We start from the raw sequence: 25200 nt of genomic DNA, 5'->3' as shown, positions 1-25200 counted from the left end.
CGCGCATGGAGGCGGACGCCGTAACGGCGATCAAGGCGGCCGGCAGCCTCGACGAACTCAAGCAGGTACGCCTGGCCCACGCCGGCGACCGTTCGCCCATCGCGCTGGCCAACCGCGAGATCGGCGCGCTGCCCCCGGCGGCGCGCGCCGAGGCGGGCAAGCGCATCGGCGCCGCCCGCAAGGCCGTGGGCGAGGCGCTGGCCGCCCGCCAGGCCGAGCTGGAGGCCGAGCGCGACGCCCGCGTCCTCGTCGAGGAGACCGTCGACGTCACCCTCCCGTGGGACCGCCGGCCGCAGGGGGCCCGTCACCCCCTGACCACGATGCAGGAACGCATCGCCGACACCTTCGTCGCCATGGGCTACGAGGTCGCCGAGGGCCCCGAGCTCGAAGGCGAGTGGTTCAACTTCGACGCGCTCAACATCTCCAAGGACCACCCGGCCCGCTCCGACCACGACACCTTCTTCGTGGAGTCGGCCGACTCGGGCATGGTGCTGCGCACGCAGACCTCACCGGTGCAGATCCGCGCGCTGCTGCAGCGCGGCGTGCCGTGCTATGTGGTCTCGCCGGGCAAGACCTTCCGCACCGACGAGCTCGACGCCACCCACACCCCGGTCTTCCATCAGGTCGAGGGCCTGGCGGTCGACGAGGGCCTGACGATGGCGCACCTGAAGGGCACGCTCGACCGCTTCGCCGAGGTCATGTTCGGCGAGGGCATCACCACGCGCTTCCGGCCGCACTACTTCCCCTTCACCGAGCCGTCGGCCGAGATGGACCTCAAGTGCTTCGTCTGCCGCGGCACCAGTGCCGTGCCGGGCAACCCGCCGTGCCGTACCTGCAAGAGCGAGGGCTGGATCGAGTGGGGCGGCTGCGGCATGGTCAACCCGCGGGTGCTCGTCGCGGGCGGCGTCGACCCGGCCCGCTACAGCGGCTTCGCCTTCGGCATGGGCATCGAGCGCACGCTGATGTTCCGCCACAACGCCGAGGACATGCGCGACATGGTCGAGGGTGACGTCCGCTTCTCGCTCCCGTTCGGAATGGAGATCTGATGAAGGCCCCGCTTTCCTGGCTGCGGGAGTACGTCGATCTGCCGCCGGTCACCGCCCACGAGGTCGCCGAGCGGCTGACCGCTGCCGGGCTCAAGCTGGAGCGGATCATCTCCCACGGCCACGACGTCAAGAACGTCGTCGTCGGCGAGGTCCTCGAGATCGAGGAGCTCACCGGCTTCAAGAAGCCGATCCGCCACTGCAAGGTCGAGGTCGGCGAGGCGACGCCGCGCGAGATCGTCTGCGGCGCCGGCAACTTCGTGGCCGGCGACCGCGTCCCGGTCGTGCTGCCCGGCGGCGTGCTGCCCGGCGGTTTCGAGGTCGGCGCGCGCAAGACCTACGGCCGGCTGTCCGAGGGCATGATCTGCTCCGAGCGTGAGCTCGGGCTCGGCGACGACCACGACGGCATCATGGTCCTGCCGCCCGAGACGCCCATCGGCACCGACGTGGTCGAGCTGCTCGGCCTGCGCGACGACGTCATCGAGATGGAGATCACCCCCGACATCAGCTACGCGATGTCGATGCGCGGCGTGGCCCGCGAGGCGGCCATCGCCTTCGGCGTGCCCTTCCGCGACCCCGCCGCGCTCCAGCCGCCCGCCGCCGGCGAGGAGGCGTGGCCGGCGTGGATCGCCGACGCCACCGCCTGCGACCGGTTCGTGCTGCGCGAGGTGCGCGGCTTCGACCCGGCCGCGCAGAGCCCCCTCTGGATGCGGGTACGGCTGACGCGCGCCGGCATGCGGCCGGTCTCGCTGGCCGTCGACATCACCAACTACGTGATGCTGGAGATGGGCCAGCCCCTGCACGCGTTCGACCGGGCCAAGCTCACCGGCGAGATCGTCGTACGCCGCGCCGAGCCCGGCGAGCGCCTGGAGACCCTCGACCACGTGGTGCGCGAACTCCACCCCGAGGACATCCTCATCACCGACCAGTCGGGGCCGATCTCGATGGCCGGCACCATGGGCGGCCTGGCCACCGAGATCTCCGAGACGACCACCGACGTGGTCATCGAGGCGGCGCACTTCTCCGCGCCCGGCATCTCGCGCGAGTCGCGCGCCCACAACCTGGTCTCGGAGTCGTCCAAGCGCTTCGAGCGCGGCGTCGACCGCGAGCTGCCGGTGGTCGCCACCTGGCGGGCGGTCACCATGCTGGCCGAGCTGGGCGGCGCCGCCATCCAGCCGGGGCTCACCCACGCCGAGGTCGAGGTGGTGCCGGCGCGCATCGCCATCCCGGCCGCCTACCCGGGTCAGGTGGGCGGCGTGCCGTACCCGAAGGAGACCGTGGTGCGGCGCCTGGAGCAGGTCGGCTGCACGGTCGCCGACGGCGACGACCCGGTGATCCGCCGGGGCGGCGTCGCGCCGACCGCGGTGGTCACCGGCGGCGAGATCGCGGCCAGGCTGGCCGTCACCGGCCCCGACATGATCACGGTGACGCCGCCGTCGTGGCGCACCGACCTGACCGACCCGGCCGACCTGGCCGAGGAGGTCATCCGGCTCGAAGGGTACGAGGGGCTGCCGTCGGTGCTGCCCAAGGCGCCCGCCGGCGCCGGCCTCACCGAGACGCAGCGCCTGCGCCGGCGCGTCGGGCGGGTGCTGGCCGACCACGGCTACGTCGAGGTGCTGTCCTACCCGTTCATCGGGCAGGCCGACCTCGACCACCTGCAGCTTCCCGCGGACGACGATCGCAGGCGGGCCACCCGGCTGACGAACCCGATCTCCGACGACGAGCCGTACATGCGCACCACGCTGCTGCCCGGCCTGCTCAAGACGCTGGTACGCAACGTGGGCCGGGGCTTCCCCGACGTGGCGCTGTTCGAGTCCGGCCTGGTCTACCGCGCCAAGCCCGACGCCCCGGCGACCGCGCCGGTCTTCGGCGTGGAGCGCGCCCCCGACGGGGAGGAGCTCGCCGCGCTGGAGGCCGCGCTGCCCGCCCAGCCGGAACGGCTGGCCGTCGTGCTGGCCGGTGAGTTCGACCGCTCCGGCTGGTGGGGCAAGGGCCGCCAGGCCACCTGGGCCGACGCCGTCGAGGCTGCCAGGATGGCGGCCGCGCAGGCAGGGGTGGAGCTGCGGGTCGCCGCCGACCAGCACGAGCCGTGGCACCCTGGCCGCTGCGCCGCCCTCTACGCCGGCGACACGCTGGTGGGTCACGCGGGCGAACTGCACCCGCGCGTCGTCGAGGCCTACGGCCTGCCGCCGCGCACCTGCGCGATGGAGCTGGAACTGACCCGCCTCGACCTGCGGGGCCCGGTGAACGCGCCCGCCGTGTCCTCCTACCCGGTGGCCACCCAGGACGTCGCCCTGATCGTCGCCGCCGACACCCCGGAAGCCTCGGTGGCCGCCGCGCTGCGCGAGGGGGCGGGCGACCTGCTGGAGTCGATCCGGCTGTTCGACGTCTACACCGGGGCGCAGGTGGGCGAGGGGAACAAGTCACTGGCCTACACGCTGCGCTTCCGCGCACCGGAGCGGACGCTGACGGTGGAGGAGACGACGGAGGCCCGTGACGCGGCGGTCGCGCTGGCCGCCGACCGCGTGGGCGCTTCGCTACGTGGAGCCTGACGGGAGGCGGGCACGGTGTTCGGCCGTGTCCGCCTTTCAGAGCTGGTCGATCTCGGTGAGGTCGATGTCGATGGTGAACGGCACGGGCACCTTGAGCCGGTCATGGAAGATTCCGGCGACGGTGTAGCTCCCGGTCGACGGCTCCAGCGCGTAGACGTGGACCATCAGCTGGCCCTCCGCGTTCTCGACGCGCCAGAAGTAGGGGATGCCCGCCCGCGCGTAGAGCACGGGCTTGCGCTCCCTGTCACGCACCCTGGAGTCCGGGGAGACGACCTCAACGGCCAGAAGGACGTCGTCGGCGTCGTAGAAGGTCGCGTCGGGCTGGATGCGGGCCCCCGGGCCCAGGATGATCAGATCTGGCTCGGGGCGCTGGGTCGCGGACAGCCGCACGCTCATCTGGCGCCGCACCCTGTGATCGCTCGGCACCGAACCGCGAAGCGCCTTCTCCAGAAGGTAGAGCGCGGAGGTGTGGAAGTCTCGCTGGGGGCTCTCGAAGACCAAGCTTCCGTCAATCAACTCCGTGTGCGCAGGCAATCCCGGAATGTGATCGAGGTCCTCCGCGACGAAGCCTTTCGGGGGCGGGAAGACCCAGTCGGGAAGCGATGGTGGCTTTTCAGGCATATCTATGCTCACCGCTTCGGCCGTCAGGGTTTTACGGTAGCAATCTATGAAGGACGGGGCTGTGCGAAACCTGCTGGTGTTCGGTGAGCGGGGTGACGCCGAGGCGGTGGCCGAGGCGCTGGGGGAGTGGCTGGGCGAGGTGCCCCGGGTGGTGCGGGAGACCCTGGCGGGCGAGGACGACGCCGAGGACGCGCAGTGGGTCGTGGTCGTCGAGGACCTGCCCGCGGAGCTGGCCGGCGAGGTCGAGGCGCTGGCCGAGGAGTATGACGGGTGGCGGGAGAGCCTCTAGCCGACGTGAGGAGAACGGATGCGTGTCGCGGTCTTGTCCGATGTGCACGGGGTGCTGCCCGCCCTGGAGGCGGTGCTGGGTGAGGCGGACGTGCGGGGCGCGGACCTGCTGGTGCTGACCGGCGACGTGGCCGCGGGGCCGATGCCGGTCGAGACGATCGATCTGCTGGTCTCGCTGGGGGATCGGGCGCTCTGGGTCGGCGGCAATGCCGACCGGGAGCTGGTGGAGGCGGCTCGGGGGCAGGGGTCGGAGTTCGCGATCTCGCGGTGGGCGGGGGAGCGGCTGCGGGATGATCAGGTTGGCGTGCTCGCCGCTCTGCCCGCCCGGCAGGAGCTGGATCTGGGACGCTTGGGGCGGACGTTGTTCGTGCACGGGACACCGCGCAGTGACGACGAGGTCGTGCTCGTCGACAGTTCGCTGGAGCGGTGGCGGCAGGTGCTGGACGGGGAGCCGGCCGACACGGTGGTGCTGGGGAACACGCACATGCCGTTCGCGCGGCTGGCCGATCGGCGGCTGATCGTGAACCCGGGTTCCGTGGGCATGCCGTACGGGACGGACGGGGCTCATTGGGCGCTGCTCGACTCCGTCAGCGGGGCGGTGACGTTGCGGCGGACCCCCCTCGATGCCGCGGAGGTGGCGGCTCGGCTGGTGGCGGAGTCGGGGTTCGACGGGATCGAGGAGTGGGTCGCGGAGTACGTGCGGGAGGTCTACTCCGACGCGGTGGCGCTGACGGCGTTCGCGAGGCGCGAGGGCCGGTGAGACCGCACCCCGTCAGGGTGCGGCCAGTGCGCGGCGGGCCTTTTCGGCCAGGGCGTGTTCGTCGGTGCGGGCGTCGTAGCGGCGGAACTTCGGCAACGCTCCGGCCAGGGCGACCACCGCGCCCACGCACAGCAGGCCGCCCACGCCCAGTGCGAAGCGGGCACCGCCGAAGGCGGCCATCGCTCCGGCGCGGGCGTTGCCCAGCATGGGGCCGCTGGCGTACGACAGCAGTTCGATGCCGGCCAGGCGGCCGCGCAGCTCGTTCGGGATGGTCTGGTTCCACATGGTCGAGCGGAAGATGCCGCTGATCATGTCGGCGGCGCCCGCCAGCGCGAGGCAGAAGAAGACCGCGAACAGGTTCGGCACCACCGCGGCCAGCGCCACGGCCACGCCCCACAGCCCGGCGGCCACGATCACGCCCAGGCCGTGCCGGTGCACGCGTGCCGTCCAGCCGCCGGTGAGGGAGGCGATCAGGGCGCCCACCGCGCTGGCCGAGTAGAGCAGCCCGACCGCCTGCGGCGCGCCCAGCTGCTTGGCCAGGAACGGGAACAGCGCCGTCGACATGGCGAAGACCATCGCCGCGATGTCGACCAGGTAGGTGCCCATGAGGTCGCTGCGCCGCCAGGCGTAGCGGACGCCCTCGGCCAGCGTTTTTAGTGAGGCGGGCCGCGCCTCCTCGTGCGGCGGCACCGCGCGCATCCGCCACAGCAGCACCAGTGACAGCGCGAACGACGCCGTGTCCAGCCCGTAGGCGAGGGCGGTGCCGTAGGTGGCCACGAGCAGGCCGCCCAGGGCGGGCGCGGCGATGGCGCCGATGTTCCAGCGCAGGCTGGCCAGCACCGCGGCCGCCGGGAGCTGGTCGTGCCGGACGACCTGCGGGATGAGCGCCTCAAGGCTGGGCCGCTGCAGGCAGGTCAGACCCATCGCGATCGCGCCGACCACGTACAGCACCCACACCTGCGGGCGCGGCAGCATCGCGTTGACGGTCAGCAGGCCCGAGGTGACCAGCAGGCCCACCTCGCTGAACAGCACGATCTTGCGCCGGTCGAGCGCGTCGGCGATCGCCCCGCCCCACAGCCCGCACACGACCATCGGCACGAACTCGGCCAGGCTCATCAGTCCCACGGCGACGTAGTCGCCGGTCAGCTCCATCATCTGGAACGGCAGCGCCACCATGGTGACGAACGTGCCGAACATCGTGATCACCCCGGAGACCATGAGCAGCCGGTAGTCACGCGAGTCGCGCAACGGGCCCAGGTCGGGTGCGATGCGTTTGATGAGGGAGAACACGAGGTGACATTGTCCGTCCTGCCCGCGCGCGAGCTCAAACGGTTTTCTCCCGGACGTGGGGAAGGGCCCTCCCGGCGACCGGGAGGGCCCTTCCCCACGGGGTTCAGGCGGGGACCTTGTCGAGGAAGCCCAGGACCCGCTGGATCCTGCCGTCCTCGGCCAGCTCCGCCACGTCGAACCCGACCGCGATCGGCTCGCCGCCGGGCGCGCCGAGGTGCCAGGTGAAGCGGGCCACGTTGTGGTGGGTCTCGAACACCTCGCCCGGGGTGAAGACCATGCCGGGGAACATCCCCTGCGCCCCGGCGATCACCGCGGCGATCGCCTCATGGCCGGTGACGGCGGCCAGCGGGTCGGTGTAGACGCCGTCCTCGGCCCACACGTCGGCGACGGCCTTGGCGCGGGCGTCGGCGTCGGTCTCGTTCCAGGCGGCCACATAGCGCTCGACCAGGTTTTCCATGATGGTTTGTCCTCTCTCGGATTATCGGATCAGCGGCGGGCCCTGCGCAGGCCCATGATCTGCAGTTCGGCCAGCACGCCGACCACCAGCGCCTGGGCGATGGCCCACACGGCGCCGATCGTGGTGAACTCCACCAGCCCGAACGCCACGGCGGCCACCCCGGCCAGCGTCCAGGCGATGTTGACGGCGACGACGGCCTTGGTGCCGGCGAGGCTGATCTCGCGGCGGGTGCCCAGTACGGCCACGGCGGCGCCGTACGCGAGCAAGAAGGCGCCGAGGGCCCGCAGCATCCCCGAGCCGGGCCCCAGGAGATCGCTGAGCAGCGGCGCGGCGACCAGGTAGGCCAGGCCGTTGGCGCCGGTGACGAGGGCGTCGGCGACGAGCACGGCGCGCAGGAACTTGGTCCGGTCGGCGGTGACGGGTACGGCGGTCATCTCGGTTCTCCTCGCGGGTGATTCCGACAGCGGGTGTTCCCGTAAGCGGGTGTTTCCGGTGCCGGGTGTTTCCGACACAGGAACCGTGTCATCGGGGGCATAGCCGGTGCGATTACGCGCCAGGTAATGGAGGTGGCTATGTACCCCGTGACCTGCGGAGACTTCTCGGGAGAAATCGGGAAACCGGCCCGCGGCGCCGTACGCCTCGTTACTGTCTCTTTGCAATCACGCGAACACGAGGAGTGAGTCGATGGATCTGCTGGCCCGCGCGCGGGAGCTCAAGCCCGAGCTGGTGCACTACGCGACGTCCGGCAGGTTCCAGCGCGAGCTGACCGCCGTGCTCGACCGCTTCTACGCCGGCGGGCGGCCGCAGGACGAGGCGAACGCCTTCCTGCCGGTCGACTACTTCGTGCACCAGCACAAGCTCGGCGGCGGCGGCACGGTCGTCGACCGGTTCGTGCACGAGCACCCGGGCCTCGACGCGGCCGACCACGAGCTGCTGCTCAGCTGGAAGGACGTGGTCGAGGGCGTCTTCGAGGTGACCGGGTTCGACGGCCCGGCGCTCATCCTGTTCAACCACGTGGACGAGCTGACCTACCGCACGCTGTCCAACCTGGGTGAGGAGGCGTTCGCGCCGCTGGCCGAAGGCATGTTCGTGGTCGGCAGGCTCATCCCGCTCGGCCGCGACTGGCTGATCAGCGCCACCCCGTCGGTGCACACCGCGCAGGCGCGCGGGCGGCTGGTCGCGGCGGCCGCGCACGTGGCGCTGGAGAATCCGGCCGCCGCCTACCGCAATCCGGACCTGCTGGCCGCGGCCCGGCGTACGCAGGCCGAGCAGCGCCGCTGCTTCATCTCCTACTTCGGCTCCGACCAGGTCGTGGTGGCGGGCGCGGAGGTGGCGGCGAAGATCCAGGGCTATCTCGGCTACCAGGCCGAACGGCTCGGCGGGCGGGTCGACGCCGAGATCCCCGAGCACGTGTCGCGGGCCGGGAGCGTGGCCCTGATCTTCGATGAGACCGACGGCCTGGGCTACTACGCGGAGTTCGCCCGGCTGGCCGAGATCTTCGACCGGCCCGGCCTGGTCGCCCGGCGCGAGGGGCGCGACCTGGTGACCTCCTACCTCAAGGGCGACGCGGTCTCGCCGGTGCCGATCGTCCGCCTGGCCGAGCGCGACCACGCCAAGGCCGGCGAGTTGTTCGCGGGGCTGCTGGGCCGGCCCGGCTTCCTGTGGGAGCGCAGCGGGCAGGCGCTGCTGCGCACCCACAAACCCGGCTATTTCGACGGCCCGCGCCTGCCCACGGTCGTGCCGCCCACCCGCGCGGTCGCCGAGCACACCGGCGGCTGAGCGCCGTGGGCCGCGGGGCATGCGGCCCACGGCCGAACTTCCGGGGGCGGAGGCGCGCCCGTCAGCCGCCCAGGACCTCGCGCCGCAGGTGTGTCTTGAGGATCTTGCCGCCGGGGTTGCGGGGCAGTTCGTCCTCGCGGAACCAGAAGTGGGCGGGGATCTTGAACTTGGCGATGCGCTCGGCCAGGAACGAGCGGACCTCCTCGGCGGTGGTCGCGGTGCCCGGCTTGAGCCGCAGCACGGCGCCGACCTCCTCGCCCAGCTCGTCGTGGGGCACGCCGATGACCGCCGCGTCGTCCACGGCCGGATGCTCGAAGAGGGCGGCCTCGACCTCGGCGCAGTAGACGTTCTCCCCGCCCCTGATGACCATGTCCTTGGCCCGGTCGACGATGTAGACGAAGCCCTCCTCGTCGATCCTGGCCAGGTCGCCGGTGTGGAGCCAGCCGCCGACGAAGGTCTCGGCGGTGGCCTGCGGCTTGTTCCAGTAGCCCATGATGACGTTGGGCCCGCGTACGCACAGTTCGCCGACCTCGCCCGCGGCCAGTACCTCGCCCATCGGGTCGACGACCCTGACGTCCACGACCGCGGAGGGCAGGCCGATGCTGTCGGGCTTGGCCTGGTAGTCGGGGCCGCCGTTGCCGACGGCCAGCGCGGTGGTCTCGGTCATGCCGTAGCCGTTGGAGGCCGAGCGCTCGGGCATGTTCTCGTTGATGCGCTCCAGCAGCTTGGGTGGGGCGGGGGCGCCGCCGTAACCGAGCGTGGTCAGCGAGGACAGGTCGCGCTTGCCGAAGTCGGCGTGGGACATCAGCTGCCACGCGTTGGTCGGCACGCCGATCATCGCGGTGACCTTCTCGCGCTCGATGAGCTCCAGGGCCTGCCCGGCGTCCCACTTGTACATGAGCACGAGACCGCCGCCGGTGAACATGGTCGTGGTCAGCGCGGAGAAGCATCCCGTCACGTGGAACAGCGGCACCGTCAGCAGCGTCACCCTGCGCACGCCCGCCGCGGCGCCGATGTCCCTTCCGGCCAGCGCGACCGCGCGCAGCAGCCCGTAGGCGACGGTCATGGGCGACTGGCCCAGGTTGCGGTGGCTGCCGAGCGCGCCCTTGGGCCGCCCGGTCGTGCCGGAGGTGTAGAAGATCGTGGCCGGGTCCTCGGGGCCCAGCTCGACGGCGGGCAGCGTGACGTCGGCGGCGACCTCGCCCATGACCTCCTCGAAGGAGCGCGCGCCCGCGGGCGCCTGGCCCCGGGTGACGATCAGCGGGACGCCGGTGCCCGCCAGTCTGACGGCGCGCTCGCCGTCGGCGATGAGCACCTTCGCGCCGGAGTCCCGCACGCCGTAGGCGAGCTCCTGCTCGGTCCACCACGCGTTCAGGGGTACGGCTATCGCGCCCGCGGCCAGCGCCGCCGAGAAGGAGACCACCCATTCCGGGTAGTTGCGCATGGCGATGGCCACCCGATCGCCCTTGGCCACGCCGTAGTCCGTGACGAGCCGGTTGGCGAGCGTGGCCGCGCGGCGGAAGTGCTCCTCGAAGGTGATGTGCTCGTCCTCGTAGACGAGGAACACCTTCTCCCCGTGGAAGCGGCTCATCTCCAGCAGCGCCCTGAAGTGGCCGGGCGCGTGCTTCCACGTACGGACGCCCGTGTCGCCGATCTCCTCGGTCTCGAAGAGCTGGCCGGGGCCGGTGAGCTGGGCCTGGACCTGGGCGTGGCTGATGGTCATGCGCAGAACTCCCGCGTGGCTCGGCAATCCGGATAAATCACAGTACCGACCAGTAGGTACGTGACGCTAGAGCCTTGTTCTGTGAGTGATTATGCATGAAATGGGTGATTTGTCCGATCTCACCATGTGGACGGGAAGGGCGGTCTCACTTGCATGTTCATCCTCTGTTGTGCATCATCTTTCTAAGCAAGAACATGAGTTACAGTGCATGAACATGCAGGAGGTCCGATGAGGGCGGCGATCGCCGGTGCCAGCGGCTACGCCGGCGGAGAGCTGCTCCGCCTGCTGCTCGGCCACCCCAAACTGCGGATCGGCGCGCTCACCGCGGCTGCCAGCGCGGGCAGCACGCTCGGCGCCCACCAGCCGCACCTGCCCCAGCTCGCCGACCGGGTCATCGAGGAAACCAGCCCCCAGACCCTCGACGGCCACGACGTCGTCTTCCTGGCCCTGCCGCATGGCCATTCGGCCGCCGTCGCCGCCGGACTCGGGCCCGACACCATTGTCGTCGACTGCGGCGCCGATCACCGGCTCACCGACCCCGCCGCGTGGCGGGAGTTCTACGGCGGCGCCCACGCGGGCAGCTGGCCGTACGGGCTGCCGGAACTGCCCGGCCAGCGCGAGGTGCTCAAGGGCGCCCGGCGCATCGCCGTACCCGGCTGCTACCCGACCGCCGTGACCCTCGCCCTGTTCCCCGCCTTCGCCGCCGGCCTGGCCGAACCCGACGTCGTCGTGGTCGCCGCCTCCGGCACCAGCGGCGCCGGCAAGTCGCTCAAGGCGAACCTGCTCGGCAGCGAGGTCATGGGCTCGGTCAGCGCCTACGGCGTCGGCGGTGGCCACCGGCACACCCCCGAGATGGAGCAGACCCTCGGCGCCGTCGCCGGAACCGGGGTCCGGGTCTCCTTCACCCCGACGCTGGCCCCGATGAGCCGCGGCATCCTGGCCACCTGTACGGCTCCCGCCGTACCCGGGCTGACCAGGCGGGCACTGCGCGACGCCTACCACGAGGCGTACGCCACCGAGCCGTTCGTGAGCCTGCTGCCGGAGGGCGCCTGGCCCGCCACCGCGATGACCTACGGCGCCAACACCGCCGCCCTGCAGGTGACGCTCGACGAGCGCGCCGGGCGCCTGATCGCCGTCATCGCCATCGACAACCTCACCAAGGGCACCGCCGGAGGCGCGATCCAGAGCGTTAACCTCGCCCTCGGCCTGCCGGAAGAGCTCGGCCTCCCCCTGACAGGAGTTGCTCCATGAGTGTGACCGCCCCGCTTGGCTTCAAGGCCGCAGGTATCGCCGCGGGCATCAAGGCCAGCGGCAACCGCGACCTGGCCCTCGTCGTCAACGAAGGACCCTCGCGCGCCGCCGCGGGCGTCTTCACCGCCAACCGCGTGAAGGCCGCCCCCGTGCTCTGGTCGCAGCAGGTCCTGCGCGGCGGCCGGGTCCGAGCGGTCGTGCTCAACTCCGGCGGCGCCAACGCCTGCACCGGCCCCGAGGGATTCCAGGACACCCATGCCACCGCGGAGCAGGTGGCCGCCTCGCTCCAGGACTCCGCGGGCGAGATCGCGGTCTGCTCGACCGGCCTGATCGGCGAGCGACTGCCCATGGACGCGCTGCTCGGCGGCGTCGAGACGGCCGCCGAGCAGCTCTCCCGCGACGGCGGCCTGGCCGCAGCCGACGCGATCAGGACGACCGACACCGTCTCGAAGATCTCCTTCAAGCGCGGTGAGGGCTACATGGTCGGCGGCATGGCCAAGGGCGCGGGGATGCTCGCCCCGGCCCTGGCCACCATGCTCGTCGTGCTGACCACCGACGCCGACGTGACCAGCGAGGAGCTCGACGCGGTCCTGCGCAAGGCCACCGCGAAGACCTTCGACCGGCTCGACGCCGACGGCTGCATGTCGACCAACGACACCGTGCTCCTGCTCGCCTCCGGCGCCGCCGGGGTGAAGCCGGTGCTGAGGGAGTTCGAGGAGAAGGTCACCGAGGTCTGCGCCGACCTGGCCAGGCAGCTGCTCGTGGACGCCGAGGGCGCCTCCAAGGCGATCGCCATCGAGGTGGTCGGCGCCGCCTCCGAGGACGACGCGGTCAAGGTCGGCCGGACCGTCGCCCGCTCGAACCTGCTCAAGTGCGCCATCCACGGCGAGGACCCCAACTGGGGCCGCGTCCTGGCCGCGGTCGGCACCACCGACGCCGTCTTCGAGCCCGAGCGCCTCAACGTCGCCATCAACGGCGTGTGGATCTGCCGGGGCGGTGCCGTCGGCGACGACCGCGACAAGGTCGACATGCGTCCCCGCGACGTCACCATCACCATCGACCTGTCGGCGGGCACCAACTCGGCCACCATCCACACCACCGACCTGACCGCGGACTACGTCCACGAGAACTCGGCCTACTCCTCATGAGGTCGGCCTCCGCGCTCACGAAAGCGGCCACGCTGATCGAGGCGCTGCCCTGGCTGACCCGCTTCCAGGGAGCCACCGTCGTCATCAAGTACGGTGGCAACGCCATGACCGAAGAGTCGCTCAAGGCGGGATTCGCGGAGGACATCGTCTTCCTGCGCTACGCCGGCCTCAAGCCGGTCGTCGTCCACGGCGGCGGCCCCCAGATCAGCAAGGCGCTCGACCTGCACGGGATCGAGTCGACCTTCACCGCCGGGCTGCGCGTGACCTCGCCCGAGGCCATGGAGGTCGTCAGGATGGTCCTGGTCGGCCAGGTCAACCGCGAGGTCGTCGGCCTGGTCAACCGGCACGGCCCGTTCGCGGTCGGGCTGTCCGGCGAGGACGCCAACCTCTTCACCGCCGAGCGCAAGCACGCCGTCGTCGACGGCGAGAAGGTCGACATCGGCCAGGTCGGCGAGATCGTCCACGTCGACCCCGGCGCCCTGCGCGCGCTCATGGACGACGGCCGCATCCCGGTCGTCTCCAGCGTCGCCCGCGGCGAGGACGGCCAGATCTACAACGTCAACGCCGACACCGCCGCCGCCGCGCTGGCCGTGGCGCTCAAGGCGGAGAAGCTCATCGTCCTGACCGACGTCGAAGGCCTGTACGCCAACTGGCCCGACGACAGCGACGTCATCGGCAAGCTCAAGGCCGCCGAGCTCGAAGAGCTGATGCCCACCCTGTCCAGCGGCATGGTGCCCAAGATGGGCGCCTGCCTGAGCGCGGTCCAGGGCGGCGTCAACCACGCCCACGTCCTCGACGGCCGCGTCCCGCACTCCCTGCTGCTAGAGATCTTCACCGACGAAGGAATCGGAACCATGGTGATGCCCTGATGAGCCTGTTCGAGAGGTTCGAGAAGTCGTTCATGCCGAACTACGGCACCCCGCCGGTCGCCCTGGTCCGCGGCGAGGGCAGCGCGGTGTGGGACGTCGACGGCAGGCGCTACCTCGACTTCATCGGCGGCATCGCGGTCAGCTCGCTCGGCCACGCCCACCCGGCGCTGGTCGAGGCGGTTTCCCGGCAGGTCGCCACGCTGGCCCACACCTCCAACCTGTTCGTGCACGAGCCCGAGGTCCTGCTCGCCGAGAAACTGCTCGGGCTGCTGAAGGAGCCGGCCAAGATCTTCCTGGCCAACTCCGGCACCGAGGCCAACGAGGCCGCGTACAAGCTCGCGCTCAAGTACGGCCGGCGTGAGGGCCGGCGCTACTTCGTCGCCGCCGAGAACGGCTTCCACGGCCGCACCATCGGCGCCCTGTCGCTGACCGGCAAGAAGGCCATCCGCGACCAGTTCGGCCCGTTCCCGGTCGAGGTCAGGTTCGTCCCCTACGGCGACGCCGAGGCCCTGCGCGAGGAGGTCGGCGGCGAGTGCATCGCGGTCTTCCTGGAGCCCACCCAGGGTGAGGCCGGCGTCGTCCCCCCGCCGGACGGCTACTTCCAGGCCGTCAGGGAGATCTGCGACTCCACCGGCGCGCTCATGGTCGCCGACGAGATCCAGTCGGCGATCGGACGCACCGGCCACTGGTTCGCCCACCAGGCCGACGGCGTCGTCCCCGACATCCTCACGCTGGCCAAGGGCCTGGGCGGCGGGCTGCCGATCGGCGCCTGCGTCGGCTTCGGCGAGGCCGGCACACTGTTCGCCAAGGGCGACCACGGCTCGACGTTCGGCGGCAACCCGGTCTCGTGCGCCGCGGCGCTGGCCGTACTGGAGAACGTGGATCTCGAACACGTGCAGAAGGTCGCCGTGCAGCTGCGCACCGGCCTGGAGGCGATCGAGCACCCGCTGCTGAAGGGCGTGCGCGGCCGCGGCCTGTGGCTGGGCGCCGTCCTCACCTCCGACGTCTCGGCCGCCGTGCAGAAGGCCGCCGCCGACGCGGGCTTCCTGGTCAACGCCCTGCAGCCCGACGCGGTACGGCTCGCGCCCCCGCTGGTGGTCACCGACTCCGAGGTGCAGTCCTTCGTGGACGCCTTCCCCAAGATCCTCACCGAGGCCGCACCATGACCAGGAGACACTTCCTCAAGGACGACGACCTGAGCCCGGCCGAGCAGGCCGAGGTGCTGGCGCTGGCCGCCGCGATGAAGAAGGACCGCTACGGCTACCGCCCCTTCGAGGGGCCCAAGACCGTCGCCGTCCTGTTCGACAAGCCCTCCACCAGGACCCGCGTCTCCTTCGCCGTCGGCGTCGGCGAGCTGGGCGGCCTGCCCCTGATCATCGACGGCGGCGCCTCCCAGATGGGCCGCGGCGAGCCCATCGAGGACAGCGCCCGCGTCCTGGAGCGCCAGTGCGCCGCCATCGTCTGGCGCACCGCGGGCCAGGAGCGCATCGAGGCGATGGCCGAGGGCACCACGGTCCCGGTCGTCAACGCGCTGACCGACGAGTACCACCCCTGCCAGATCCTCGCCGACCTGCAGACCGTCCGCGAGCGTTTCGGCACCACGAAGGGCCTGACCCTCGCCTACGTCGGCGACGGCGCCAACAACATGGCCCACTCCTACCTGCTGGGCGGCGCCACCGCCGGCATGCACGTGCGGATCGGCGCCCCGAACGGCTACCAGCCGGACGCCGTCATCCTCGACCGGGCCGCCGCCATCGCGGCCGGGACCGGCGGCTCGGTGGTCTCGCTGAGCGACCCGGCCGCCGCCGTCCGGGGCGCGCACGTGATCGCCACCGACACCTGGGTCTCCATGGGCCAGGACGGCAAGGACGAGCGCGTCGCCGCGCTCATGCCCTTCCAGGTCAACACCGAACTGCTGGCCCACGCCGCCGGTGACGCGATCGTGCTGCACTGCCTGCCCGCCTACCGGGGCTACGAGATCACCGCCGACGTCCTCGACGGCCCGAAGAGCGCCGTGTGGGACCAGGCGGAGAACCGGCTGCACGCCCAGAAGGCGCTGCTGCACTGGCTGGTGAACAGCTGAGATGACCATCCCGATGACCAAGGTCGCCCGCCAGGCGAAGATCACCGAGCTGCTTCAGCGGCAGGCGGTCCGCTCGCAGCCCGAGCTGGCCAAACTGCTGGCCGAGAGCGGCGTCGAGGTCACCCAGGCGACGCTCTCACGCGACCTCGACGAACTGGGGGCGCTCAAGTTGCGTGCCGAGGACGGCTCGCTGGTGTACGCGCTGCCCGGCGAGGGCGGCGGCCGCATCCCGCTGGCCAGGCTCGGCACCGGCGAGACCCCGGCCGCCAGGCTCCACCGCATCGCCGAGGAACTCCTGGTATCGGCCGAGGCCAGCGCGAACCTGGTCATCGTGAAGACCCCGCCCGGCGCGGCCCAGTTCCTCGCCTCGGCGATCGACCACGCCGACTGGGAGTCGATCCTCGGCTGCGTGGCCGGGGACGACACCGTCCTCGTCATCGCCCGCGACCCGCAGGGCGGCGCCGGCGTCGCGCAGTCGCTGCTGAAGGTGGCCGACCGACGAAGCTAGCCCGCTGACCGCGGGCTCTTCGCGCCACCATCAGTCACCGAATCGGAGAAGACACCATGACCGAGAGAGTAGTTCTCGCATATTCCGGCGGCCTCGACACCTCCGTCGCCATCCCGTACCTCGCCGAGAAGATGAACGCCGAGGTGATCGCCGTCGCGGTCGACCTCGGCCAGGGCGGTGAGGACATGGACGTCATCCAGAAGCGGGCCCTCGACTGCGGCGCGGCCGAGTCCGTCGTGGTCGACGCCAAGGAGGAGTTCGCCGCCGACTTCTGCCTGCCCGCGCTGCGCGCCAACGCCCTCTACATGGACCGCTACCCGCTGGTCTCCGCGCTCTCGCGCCCGCTCATCGTCAAGCACCTGGTGAGCGCCGCCCAGCGCTTCAACGGCACGATCGTCTCCCACGGCTGCACGGGCAAGGGCAACGACCAGGTCCGCTTCGAGGCCGGCCTCGCCGCCCTCGCGCCCGGCCTGCGCGTCGTCGCCCCCGCCCGCGACTTCGCCTGGACCCGCGACAAGGCCATCGAGTACGCCGCGTCGAAGAACCTGCCGATCGAGACCAGCAAGAAGAACCCGTTCTCCATCGACCAGAACCTATGGGGCCGCGCCGTCGAGACCGGCTTCCTGGAGGACATCTGGAACGGCCCCACCCAGGACGTCTACTCCTACACCGCCGACCCTGCCCAGCCGCGCGCGGCCGACGAGGTCGTCATCACGTTCGAGGCGGGCGTGCCGGTCAAGCTCGACGGGCGGGCGCTGACGCCGTACCAGATCGTCGCGGAGATGAACGCCCGCGCCGGTGCGCAGGGCGTGGGCCGCATCGACATGGTCGAGGACCGGCTCGTCGGCATCAAGTCGCGCGAGGTCTACGAGGCGCCCGGCGCCGTCGCGCTCATCGCCGCGCACATGGAGCTGGAGAACGTCACCGTCGAGCGGGATCTGGCGCGCTTCAAGCGGGGCGTGGACCAGCGCTGGAGCGAACTCGTCTACGACGGCCTGTGGTTCTCGCCGCTCAAGGACGCCCTGGAGTCGCTCATCGACGACGCCCAGAAGTACGTCACCGGCGACATCCGGATGACGCTGCACGCCGGCAAGGCCGTGGTCACCGGCCGGCGTTCCGAGGAGTCGCTGTACGACTTCTCGCTGGCCACCTACGACACCGGCGACACCTTCGACCAGTCCCTGGCCAAGGGGTTCGTCCAGTTGTTCTCGCTGCCCGCGAAGATCGCGGCCGCCCGGGACGCCAAGCGGGCCTGAGGTGCACTATGGTCGCGGAGGACTTCGCTGTGGAGATTGAGGAGCTGACGGTGAGTGATGGTAAGCCGATGAGGCTGTGGGGCGGACGCTTCGAAGGTGGTCCGGCCGACGCGCTGACCCGGCTGTCGGTGAGCGTGCACTTCGACTGGCGGCTCGTGCCGTACGACCTGGCCGCGTCCAGGGCGCACGCGCGGGTCCTGCACAGGGCGGGTCTGCTCACGCGGGACGAGCTCGAGCGCATGATCGGCGCGATCGACGACCTGGAGCGCGCCTGCAAGTCGGGCGAGTTCCGGCCGACCGTCGCCGACGAGGACGTGCACACCGCCCTGGAGCGCGGCCTGCTGGAACGGCTCGGCGCCCTCGGCGGCAAGCTGCGCGCCGGACGCTCGCGCAACGACCAGATCGCCACCGACCTGCGGCTCTACCTGCGCGACCACGCGCGCACGATCGTCTTCAGGCTCGTGGAGCTGGAGACGGCGCTCATGGCGCAGGCCGAGCAGCACGCCGAGACCGCCGCCCCGGGCATGACGCACCTGCAGCACGCCCAGCCGGTCTCCTTCGGCCACCAGCTGCTCGCCCACGTGCACGCCTTCGCCCGCGACATCGACCGCCTCACCGACTGGGACAAGCGCGCCGCCGTCTCCCCGCTCGGCGCCGGCGCCCTGGCCGGCTCCTCGCTCCCGCTCGACCCCGAGGCGGTCGCCGACGAGCTCGGCTTCTCCTCCGCCGCCCCCAACTCGATGGACGCCGTCGCCGAGCGCGACTTCGCCGCCGAGTTCCTCTTCGACGCGGCCATGATCGGCATGCACCTGTCGCGGCTGGGCGAGGAGATCGTCCTGTGGGCCTCGCAGGAGTTCCGCTGGATCGAGATGGACGACGCCTACTCCACCGGCTCCTCGATCATGCCGCAGAAGAAGAACCCCGACGTGGCGGAGCTGGCGCGCGGCAAGTCCGGGCGCCTGATCGGCAACCTCGTGTCCCTGCTGACCGTGCTGAAGGGCCTGCCGCTCACCTACAACCGCGACCTGCAGGAGGACAAGGAGCCCGTCTTCGACTCCGTCGACACGCTCCTGCTCGTGCTGCCCGCGATGGCCGGGCTCGTGGCCACCATGCGGGTCAACACCGCCCGGCTGCAGGCCACCGCCTCCGACGGCTTCGCCCTGGCCACCGACCTGGCCGAGCTGCTGGTCCGCAAGGGCGTCGCGTTCCGCGAGGCCCACGAGGCCGTCGGCCACCTGGTCGTCTACTGCCAGGTCAACGACGTCGAGCTCGGTGACGTCAGCGACGAGGACCTGCTCAAGGTCTCGCCGCACCTGACCCCCGACGTGCGCGACGTCCTCAACGTCCCCGGCGCCCTGGCCGCCCGCAAGGCGCCCGGCGGCACCGCGCCCGACCGGGTCCGCGACCAGCTCGTCGCGCTGCGGGAGGCGGTCGACGCGCAGGCGGCATGGGCGGCCGGATCCTGAAGCCGCTGCCGCGCTCCTTCTTCGACCGGCCCTCGCACGAGGTCGCGCCCGACCTGCTCGGGCGCGTCCTCGTGCACGGCCCCGTCTCCCTGCGCCTGACCGAGGTCGAGGCGTACGGCGGGCCGGGCGAGGACCCGGCGGCCCACACCTACCGGGGCAGAACGCCGCGTAACGCGGTCATGTTCGGCCCGCCCGGCCACCTGTACGTGTACTTCACCTACGGCATGCACTACTGCGCCAACCTGGTCTGCCTGCCGGAGGAGCACGGCTCGGCGGTACTGCTGCGCGCGGGCGAGATCGTGGACGGACTGGAGACCGCGCGATCCCGGCGCGGCGCCACGCGCCCGGCGGCCAGGCGGATGCCCGACCGCGACCTCGCGCGCGGCCCCGCCAGGCTCGCGGTCGCGCTCGGCCTGCACCGCGAGCACAACGGCCTCGACGCGATCCGCACCGGATCCGGCACCCTCGCCGTGCTGGAGGGCGAGCCGCCCGCGCGCACCCACGTCCGGTCCGGGCCGCGCACCGGGATCTCCACCGCCAAAGAGGTGCCGTGGCGGTTCTGGATCGACGGCGACCCGACCGTCTCGCCCTACAAGGCTCACGTCCCCCGGCGGCGCAGCGCGGCGGCCACCTCGGTGGGGGAGGCGCCCAGCTCGTGAGGGCTGAAGATGTGCAGGGCGTCGCCGGTGTCGATCTCCAGCATCTCGCTGCGCAGACCGAACCGGGTGCGCACATCCACCTTGACGTCCTGGATCTGCTCCCACGGCACGTGCCGGTGGCCGGCGTAGCCGTGGACGACCGTGATGCCGCTCTCGTCGGCGCGCAGCCGTACCGGGACCAGGAGATCGCGCAGTGCCATGGCGCCGACCAGCAGTGTCGCGGGGACGGCCAGGATCAACCCGCGGGTGTCTCCCGCCAGCCACCAGTACACGGCGAGAGCCGCGCACACGACAGCCCCTAGGATCTTGAGAGCGGCCAGCTCGCGACGGACCTTCCACATGGAGACCGAGCGTATCCAAGTGGCGCTCATCCGTATGGATCGGGCAGGCTGGGACCGACATCCACTACCCGGAAAGCCGAGATCGTGACCGACATTCTCGATGACCTCGCCTGGCGCGGCCTGATCGCGCAGTCCACCGACCTCGACGCCCTGCGCGCGTCGCTGGCGACCGGTCCGATCACGGCCTATTGCGGGTTCGACCCGACCGCGCCCTCCCTGCACGTGGGCAACCTGGTCCCGCTGTTCACGCTGGCCAGGATCCAGCAGGCGGGCCACCGGGCGATCGGCCTGGTCGGCGGCGCCACCGGCCTGATCGGCGACCCGGGCGGGCGCAGCACCGAGCGGGCGCTCAACCCGGCCGAGGTCGTGGCCGAGTGGGTGGCGAAGATCCGGGTGCAGGTCGAGCGCTTCCTCGACCTGTCCGACGAGGCGCGCGGCGTCATGGTCAGCAACCTCGACTGGACCGCCGAGCTGTCGGCGATCGACTTCCTTCGCGACGTGGGCAAGCACTTCCCGGTCAACCGCATGCTGGCGCGCGAGGTGGTCGCCGCCCGCCTGGCCGGTGAGGGGCTCAGCTACACCGAGTTCAGCTACCAGCTGCTGCAGTCCAACGACTACCTGGAGCTCCACCGCCGCTTCGGCTGCACGCTGCAGCTCGGCGGCAGCGACCAGTGGGGCAACATCACCGCGGGCGTCGACTTCATCCGGCGGGTCGAGGGCGCGCACGTGCACGCCCTGACCGTGCCGCTGATCACCAAGGCCGACGGCACCAAGTTCGGCAAAACGGCCGGCGGCGCGGTGTGGCTCAACCCCGAGATGACCTCGCCGTACGCCTTCTACCAGTTCTGGCTCAACTCCGACGACCGCGACATCGTGAAGTTCCTCAAGATCTTCAGCTTCCGCGGGCGCGAGGAGATCGAGGAGCTGGAGAAGTCCGTCGCCGAGCGGCCCTTCGCCCGCGAGGCGCAGCGGGCGCTGGCCGAGGAGTTCACCACGCTGCTGCACGGGGCCGGCGAGCTGGTCAAGGTGCAGGCGGCGTCCAAGGCGCTGTTCGGGCAGGGCTCGCTGGAGGAGCTCGACGCGGCCACCCTCGGCTCGGCGCTGGCGGAAGTGCCCAAGGCGGCCGTGCCGGCGCTCGGAGCCCCGTTCATCGACCTGCTGGCCGAGAGCGGGCTGGTGGAGTCGAAGTCGGCGGCGCGGCGCGCGGTCAAGGAGGGCGGCGCGTACCTCAACAACATGAAGATCACCGACGAGGCGTACGTGCCCGAGGCCAAGGACCTGCTGCAGGGGCGCTTCCTGGTGCTGCGCCGCGGCAAGAAGTCGATCGGCGGCGTCGAGGTCGGCTGAACGCGGGCGGGCCCTTCCTTCGGCGGAAGGGCCCGCCTTCTTCCGCGTCTAGTGCCGGCCCTCCTCGGGCTCGTCGGCGTTGAGCGGGGTGAGCTGGTCGGCCGGCGTCTGCCCGTTCGGCCGGGTACGTTCCCCGCGCGCCAGCACCGCCGTGTCCGGGTAGTCCGTGACGAACGCGTCCACGCCCAGCTCGATGTGCGCCCGGTACTCCGCCAGCGCGTCACCGTGCTCGGTCGGCACGCTCCCGCGCCGTAGCTGCAGCGGCAGGTACTGGTTCTCGCTCCGGAACGTGTAGACGCCGATCTTGAGCCCGGCCTTGTGCGCGTCGGAGACGAGCGAGGTGGGCGCGCCGGTGCCGCCGTCCGGGTTCAGGGGGATGGCCGAGGACTTGTCCGGGCCGATCCACTGGGCGTAGCCGGCGATCTTCGCCAGTCCTTCGGGCTTCATCATGTCGGCGTACGTGGTGGGGTCGCCCGCCGCCTTCAGGTCGTACGGCTGGCCCGTCGTCCCCAGCGCCTGCCACAGCGGCACCCGCAGCGCGCCGGCCACCCGCTTCAGGCTCGACGGCTCGAACGACTGCACCACCACGGGCCCGCGCGGCCGGTTCAGCCCGTTGCGCCGGACCGTCTCGATCAGCTTCTCCTCCAGCGGCAGGCCGATCGAGCGGAAATAGGTCGGATGCTTGGTCTCGGGGAAGACGCCGACCTCCCGGTCGTACCTCTTGGAGAGCTTCTTCGCCAGGTCGAGCACCTCCTGGAAGGTCATGACCTGGTAGTAGCCGTTGTAGACGGTGTTGCGCTGGCGGATGGCCGGCAGCCGCTCCACGGCGCGCAGCGTCTTGAGCTCGGCCAGCGTGAAGTCCTCGGTGAACCAGCCGGTGACGTTGCGCCCGTCGACGACCTTGGTGGTCCTGCGCCCGGCGAACTCCGGACGCGCCGAGACGTCGGTGGTGCCGGAGATCTCGTTCTCGTGCCGCACGACCAGCACGTGGTCCTTGGTCGGCACCAGGTCGGGCTCGATCCAGTCGGCGCCCATGGCCACGGCCAGCTCGTAGCTGCCCTGGGTGTGCTCGGGGCGGTGCCCGGCCGAGCCGCGGTGGCCGATGACGACGACCTGCGAACGCTCGGGACGGTGGTCGGCGGCGGTGGCCGCGCTCGCTCCCGCTCCGGTGAGAGGGGTCAGGACGGCGAGCGTGGTCGCTGCGATCTTTCGCACGTGGAACTCCCTGCGGCGCCATCGCCGGAGACTCTCACCGGTCGATCACCGCGGCGATTATGGTAAGGACCGAAACCTCCGGTTGTGCCAACAATCGCGAAACTTCCGGTGACATCGCGTCCTCGGTGTGCTCGGCTGCGGTTGGTGCTCAGCGGAATTCAGCGGCGCGTGAACAGGGCGACCGTGATGCCGGGGATCTCGGCCGAATGCCAGGCGGAGGCCTGTTCGAAGCCCGCCGCCTGTACCGCCGCGATCCGCGGGAGCTTCGCCGTCTTCGCCCCGCGCCACAACATCCAGACGCGTTCGCGCCCCTCCAGCGCGGCGGTGACGTCGTCGCGCTCGGGCCAGGCGAAGCCGTGCGCCTCCGGTTCCCGCGAGGCCAGGAGCACGTCGTCGGGCAGGGGCTTGGCGGCGTAGTAGAGGACGCCCTTGCGTTCGGAGCTCTGGCCGTAGACGAGGGCGTCGCCGGGGCGCGTCTTGATCCTGGCGAGGGCTCCGGGGAAGTCCGCGTACCGCCCGTTGTGGTCGCGCACGTCCAGATGCGCCGGTACGGCCAGCGCGACCGTCACCCCGGCCAGCACGGCGCCCGCGACGACGGGCAGGCGCGGCACACTGGCCGCGGCCAGCCCCGCTAGGAGGGCCAGCGCCGGAGTGGTGACAAAGAGGTAGCGGTCGACATACACAGGTGTCACCAGATGGGAGACCGCCAGCAACAGGACCGGCGGCAGCACCAGCCAGGCCAGCAGCGCGGGGCTCTCCTTCAGGCGCCACGTCAGTGCCGCCCCGAACAGGGCGGCCGCGAACAGCAGCAGGCCGACCTCCATCGAGTCCGCCGCCATCTTGGGGAACTTCAGCAGCACGTCGGGGCCGCGTTGCGGGATCCAGCTGATCGCGTGGCGCTCGCCGTACCCGATCAGGCCGAGGGCGACGGCGGGCAGGCCGCCTACGGCGAGTGCGGCCAGCATGCGCGACCAGGTCGCGCGGCGCGCGAGCAGCAGATGCGCGGGCAGCGTGAGCACGGCGAACAGATGGGTGCAGCAGACCAGCGCGATCGCCCCGCCGTAAAGAACCCAGCGGCCGGTACGGCGCGGCTCCTCGATCGCCCGGTGCAGCGCCCAGAAGGCGAAGACCACCGCGGCGGCGGCGAACGCGTACGAGCGGGCGAAGGCGCCGTAATAGGACACGGAGGGTAGTGCCGTGAAGATCACCGCGGCCGCCACGCCCGCGGTCGTGCCGTGCAGGCGGCGGCCCAGATCGGTCAGGAACCAGGCGGCGACGCCGATGGCCAGCGCCGAGGGGAGGCGCAGCCACAGCTCCGCCGTGCCGAGCTTCACCCACAGGTGCATGAAGACGTAGTACGGCAGGAAATGGCCGTCGATGTGCTGCGACAGCTCCCACAACCCGGAGATGGAGCGTCTGGCCGCGCTGACCGTGGCGAGTTCGTCGCCGTTGAGCGAGGCTATTCCGGAGCCGGACAGCGCCACCGCGGCTGCCAGTGCGGCCATCGGCCAGGGGAGCCAGGCGTACGAACGGGTCGCCGGCGGGGCTGGGCGGATGATCGTGGCAGTCACCGGGGAAGAATACGCTCGAAACATGAGCGACGTGATTCTGTTTGACCTTTATGGGGTTATCGCCCGCACGCAGACCGAGCAGGCGCGCGAGCGGCTCGTGGAGCTCGCGGGGGTGCCGGGCGAGCGGTTCTGGAAGGCCTACTGGGATTGCCGGCCGGACTACGACGCGGGGCTCGGCAGTGCGGCGTACTGGGAGAACGTGGCCGCGCGGCTCGGGACCACCTTCGCCGACGTGGCCGCGCTGACCGCGGCGGACCTGGACAGCTGGTCGGAGTCCGACCCCGAGATGGTGGCGCTGGTGAACGAGCTGGCCGACGAGGGCCGCACGCTCGGCCTGCTGTCGAACATCATCGAGGACCTGGTGCCGGTGTGGGAGCGCAGCGACTGGCTGAAGCGCTTCGCCGCACGGACCTTCTCGTGCCGGATCGGCGTGGCCAAGCCGGACCCGCGTGCCTATGAGGTGGCGGCCGGGCAGCTCGGGGTGCCCGTGGAGCGGATCCTGTTCCTCGACGACAGCGAGGTGAACGTACGGGCGGCGCTGGCGGTGGGGATGGCGGCCGAGGTGTTCACGTCGGCCGCGCAGGTCAGGAAGCTGGTCGGCGGCGCGCCGACGTGGTGATTTGACGTCACGCCGATCGCGACCTAGTCTTTGTTTTCGCCCCGGGAGCGATCCGGACGCCGTGTCAGGCGGACGGGCCCCAGGGCACAAGCCCCTTGAGACTCCGTCTCGGGTACGCGTAGAGCCACCGGAAAACTCCGTTGATTCGACACGCCCATGATGGCACGGTACGTTTTTAGGGGTTTCTTGCTGCTCGGAATTTGCGAAACGTCAAATCCTCGGATTTGACAGGAAGCAAGCCGGGTGAAACTATAGAAATACGAAATGAGCCGCTGGAAAACGCGTCCGTTTCTTGAGAACTCAACAGTGTGTTAAAAGCCAGTGCATGAAGTATTTCATGCAACACCTCGTCTG

General features: G+C 71.2%; 24 protein-coding genes. 16 read left to right on the top strand and 8 right to left on the bottom strand.

Features of this window, described 5'->3' with window-relative positions:
• Window positions 1-5: 5 nt before the first annotated feature.
• Window positions 6-1046 carry a phenylalanine--tRNA ligase subunit alpha gene (gene pheS / locus ACIBHY_RS47475; RefSeq protein WP_379636452.1) on the top strand — a complete coding sequence of 347 codons (1041 nt, stop codon included), beginning with the start codon at window positions 6-8 and terminating at the stop codon, window positions 1044-1046.
• Window positions 1046-3595, top strand: coding sequence for a phenylalanine--tRNA ligase subunit beta (locus tag ACIBHY_RS47470; RefSeq protein WP_397310226.1), 2550 nt, complete (start codon window positions 1046-1048; stop codon window positions 3593-3595). The genes pheS and ACIBHY_RS47470 overlap by 1 nt, the downstream gene beginning before the upstream one ends.
• 36 nt (window positions 3596-3631) lie before the next feature.
• On the opposite strand, the gene ACIBHY_RS47465 is transcribed toward ACIBHY_RS47470, so the two are convergent.
• Entirely contained in the window at window positions 3632-4216 is a 585-nt protein-coding gene (locus tag ACIBHY_RS47465; protein WP_397310225.1) for a Uma2 family endonuclease, read from the bottom strand.
• 61 nt (window positions 4217-4277) lie between these two features.
• Between ACIBHY_RS47465 and ACIBHY_RS47460 the strand changes: the two genes are divergently transcribed.
• Window positions 4278-4505, top strand: coding sequence for a hypothetical protein (locus ACIBHY_RS47460; protein WP_397258363.1), 228 nt, complete (start codon window positions 4278-4280; stop codon window positions 4503-4505).
• 18 nt (window positions 4506-4523) lie between these two features.
• Window positions 4524-5264, top strand: a complete 741-nt coding sequence (locus ACIBHY_RS47455; RefSeq protein WP_397310224.1) for a metallophosphoesterase family protein — start codon at window positions 4524-4526, stop codon at window positions 5262-5264.
• A gap of 12 nt (window positions 5265-5276) precedes the next feature.
• On the opposite strand, the gene ACIBHY_RS47450 is transcribed toward ACIBHY_RS47455, so the two are convergent.
• From ACIBHY_RS47450 to ACIBHY_RS47440, 3 genes are all read right to left on the bottom strand, one after another.
• Window positions 5277-6554 carry an MFS transporter gene (locus tag ACIBHY_RS47450; protein ID WP_397258359.1) on the bottom strand — a complete coding sequence of 426 codons (1278 nt, stop codon included), beginning with the start codon at window positions 6552-6554 and terminating at the stop codon, window positions 5277-5279.
• A 103-nt stretch (window positions 6555-6657) separates the two neighbouring features.
• The gene (locus ACIBHY_RS47445) at window positions 6658-7011 is read right to left on the bottom strand and encodes a nuclear transport factor 2 family protein (RefSeq protein WP_397258357.1); all 354 of its coding nucleotides are present in this window, start codon (window positions 7009-7011) and stop codon (window positions 6658-6660) included.
• A gap of 29 nt (window positions 7012-7040) precedes the next feature.
• The gene (locus tag ACIBHY_RS47440; RefSeq protein WP_397310223.1) at window positions 7041-7445 is read right to left on the bottom strand and encodes a hypothetical protein; all 405 of its coding nucleotides are present in this window, start codon (window positions 7443-7445) and stop codon (window positions 7041-7043) included.
• 250 nt (window positions 7446-7695) lie between these two features.
• Here ACIBHY_RS47440 and ACIBHY_RS47435 point away from each other — a divergent pair, with 250 nt between their 5' ends.
• On the top strand, window positions 7696-8790 hold the full coding sequence (locus ACIBHY_RS47435) for a hypothetical protein (protein WP_397310222.1): 1095 nt from the start codon (window positions 7696-7698) through the stop codon (window positions 8788-8790).
• Window positions 8791-8851: 61 nt separating this feature from the next.
• On the opposite strand, the gene ACIBHY_RS47430 is transcribed toward ACIBHY_RS47435, so the two are convergent.
• Window positions 8852-10513: a class I adenylate-forming enzyme family protein gene (locus ACIBHY_RS47430; RefSeq protein ID WP_397310221.1), complete on the bottom strand. Its 1662-nt coding sequence runs from the start codon at window positions 10511-10513 to the stop codon at window positions 8852-8854.
• A gap of 228 nt (window positions 10514-10741) precedes the next feature.
• Here ACIBHY_RS47430 and argC point away from each other — a divergent pair, with 228 nt between their 5' ends.
• From argC to ACIBHY_RS47385, 9 genes are read left to right on the top strand one after another with little or no spacing between them, the layout of a single operon-like run.
• Entirely contained in the window at window positions 10742-11764 is a 1023-nt protein-coding gene (argC, locus tag ACIBHY_RS47425; protein WP_397258349.1) for an N-acetyl-gamma-glutamyl-phosphate reductase, read from the top strand.
• Window positions 11761-12912 (top strand): bifunctional glutamate N-acetyltransferase/amino-acid acetyltransferase ArgJ, encoded by a 1152-nt coding sequence (gene argJ, locus ACIBHY_RS47420; protein ID WP_397258347.1) that lies wholly within the window; start codon window positions 11761-11763, stop codon window positions 12910-12912. The genes argC and argJ overlap by 4 nt, the downstream gene beginning before the upstream one ends.
• On the top strand, window positions 12909-13781 hold the full coding sequence (gene argB / locus ACIBHY_RS47415; protein WP_397310220.1) for an acetylglutamate kinase: 873 nt from the start codon (window positions 12909-12911) through the stop codon (window positions 13779-13781). The genes argJ and argB overlap by 4 nt, the downstream gene beginning before the upstream one ends.
• Entirely contained in the window at window positions 13781-14947 is a 1167-nt protein-coding gene (locus ACIBHY_RS47410) for an acetylornithine transaminase (protein WP_397310219.1), read from the top strand. The genes argB and ACIBHY_RS47410 overlap by 1 nt, the downstream gene beginning before the upstream one ends.
• Complete coding sequence (gene argF, locus ACIBHY_RS47405) at window positions 14944-15864, top strand: ornithine carbamoyltransferase (RefSeq protein WP_397310218.1); 921 nt, start codon at window positions 14944-14946, stop codon at window positions 15862-15864. Before ACIBHY_RS47410 ends, argF begins: the two co-directional genes overlap by 4 nt.
• A gap of 1 nt (window position 15865) precedes the next feature.
• A complete protein-coding gene (locus ACIBHY_RS47400; RefSeq protein WP_379627459.1) occupies window positions 15866-16372 on the top strand; it encodes an arginine repressor in 507 nt (168 codons plus the stop codon).
• A gap of 56 nt (window positions 16373-16428) precedes the next feature.
• Complete coding sequence (locus ACIBHY_RS47395) at window positions 16429-17628, top strand: argininosuccinate synthase (protein ID WP_397310217.1); 1200 nt, start codon at window positions 16429-16431, stop codon at window positions 17626-17628.
• Window positions 17629-17636: 8 nt separating this feature from the next.
• Window positions 17637-19094, top strand: a complete 1458-nt coding sequence (gene argH, locus ACIBHY_RS47390; RefSeq protein ID WP_397258338.1) for an argininosuccinate lyase — start codon at window positions 17637-17639, stop codon at window positions 19092-19094.
• Window positions 19076-19753, top strand: coding sequence for a DNA-3-methyladenine glycosylase (locus ACIBHY_RS47385; protein WP_397310216.1), 678 nt, complete (start codon window positions 19076-19078; stop codon window positions 19751-19753). Before argH ends, ACIBHY_RS47385 begins: the two co-directional genes overlap by 19 nt.
• Here the strand turns inward: ACIBHY_RS47385 and ACIBHY_RS47380 are convergent.
• On the bottom strand, window positions 19693-20094 hold the full coding sequence (locus ACIBHY_RS47380) for a PH domain-containing protein (protein WP_397258334.1): 402 nt from the start codon (window positions 20092-20094) through the stop codon (window positions 19693-19695). The two genes, ACIBHY_RS47385 and ACIBHY_RS47380, sit on opposite strands and share 61 nt — an antisense overlap.
• A gap of 84 nt (window positions 20095-20178) precedes the next feature.
• Here ACIBHY_RS47380 and tyrS point away from each other — a divergent pair, with 84 nt between their 5' ends.
• Complete coding sequence (tyrS, locus tag ACIBHY_RS47375) at window positions 20179-21441, top strand: tyrosine--tRNA ligase (protein ID WP_397258332.1); 1263 nt, start codon at window positions 20179-20181, stop codon at window positions 21439-21441.
• 48 nt (window positions 21442-21489) lie between these two features.
• Here the strand turns inward: tyrS and ACIBHY_RS47370 are convergent, their stop codons facing one another.
• Window positions 21490-22656, bottom strand: a complete 1167-nt coding sequence (locus ACIBHY_RS47370) for a glycerophosphodiester phosphodiesterase (protein ID WP_397310215.1) — start codon at window positions 22654-22656, stop codon at window positions 21490-21492.
• A 158-nt stretch (window positions 22657-22814) separates the two neighbouring features.
• Window positions 22815-24227, bottom strand: a complete 1413-nt coding sequence (locus ACIBHY_RS47365; RefSeq protein ID WP_397310214.1) for a glycosyltransferase family 39 protein — start codon at window positions 24225-24227, stop codon at window positions 22815-22817.
• A gap of 22 nt (window positions 24228-24249) precedes the next feature.
• Here ACIBHY_RS47365 and ACIBHY_RS47360 point away from each other — a divergent pair, with 22 nt between their 5' ends.
• Window positions 24250-24846: an HAD family hydrolase gene (locus ACIBHY_RS47360; RefSeq protein ID WP_397310213.1), complete on the top strand. Its 597-nt coding sequence runs from the start codon at window positions 24250-24252 to the stop codon at window positions 24844-24846.
• Window positions 24847-25200: the final 354 nt, after the last annotated feature.

The sequence above is a fragment of the Nonomuraea sp. NPDC050547 genome (assembly GCF_044457345.1).
GTDB lineage: Bacteria > Actinomycetota > Actinomycetes > Streptosporangiales > Streptosporangiaceae > Nonomuraea.
This window is presented reverse-complemented; position numbering and strand designations above follow the sequence as displayed.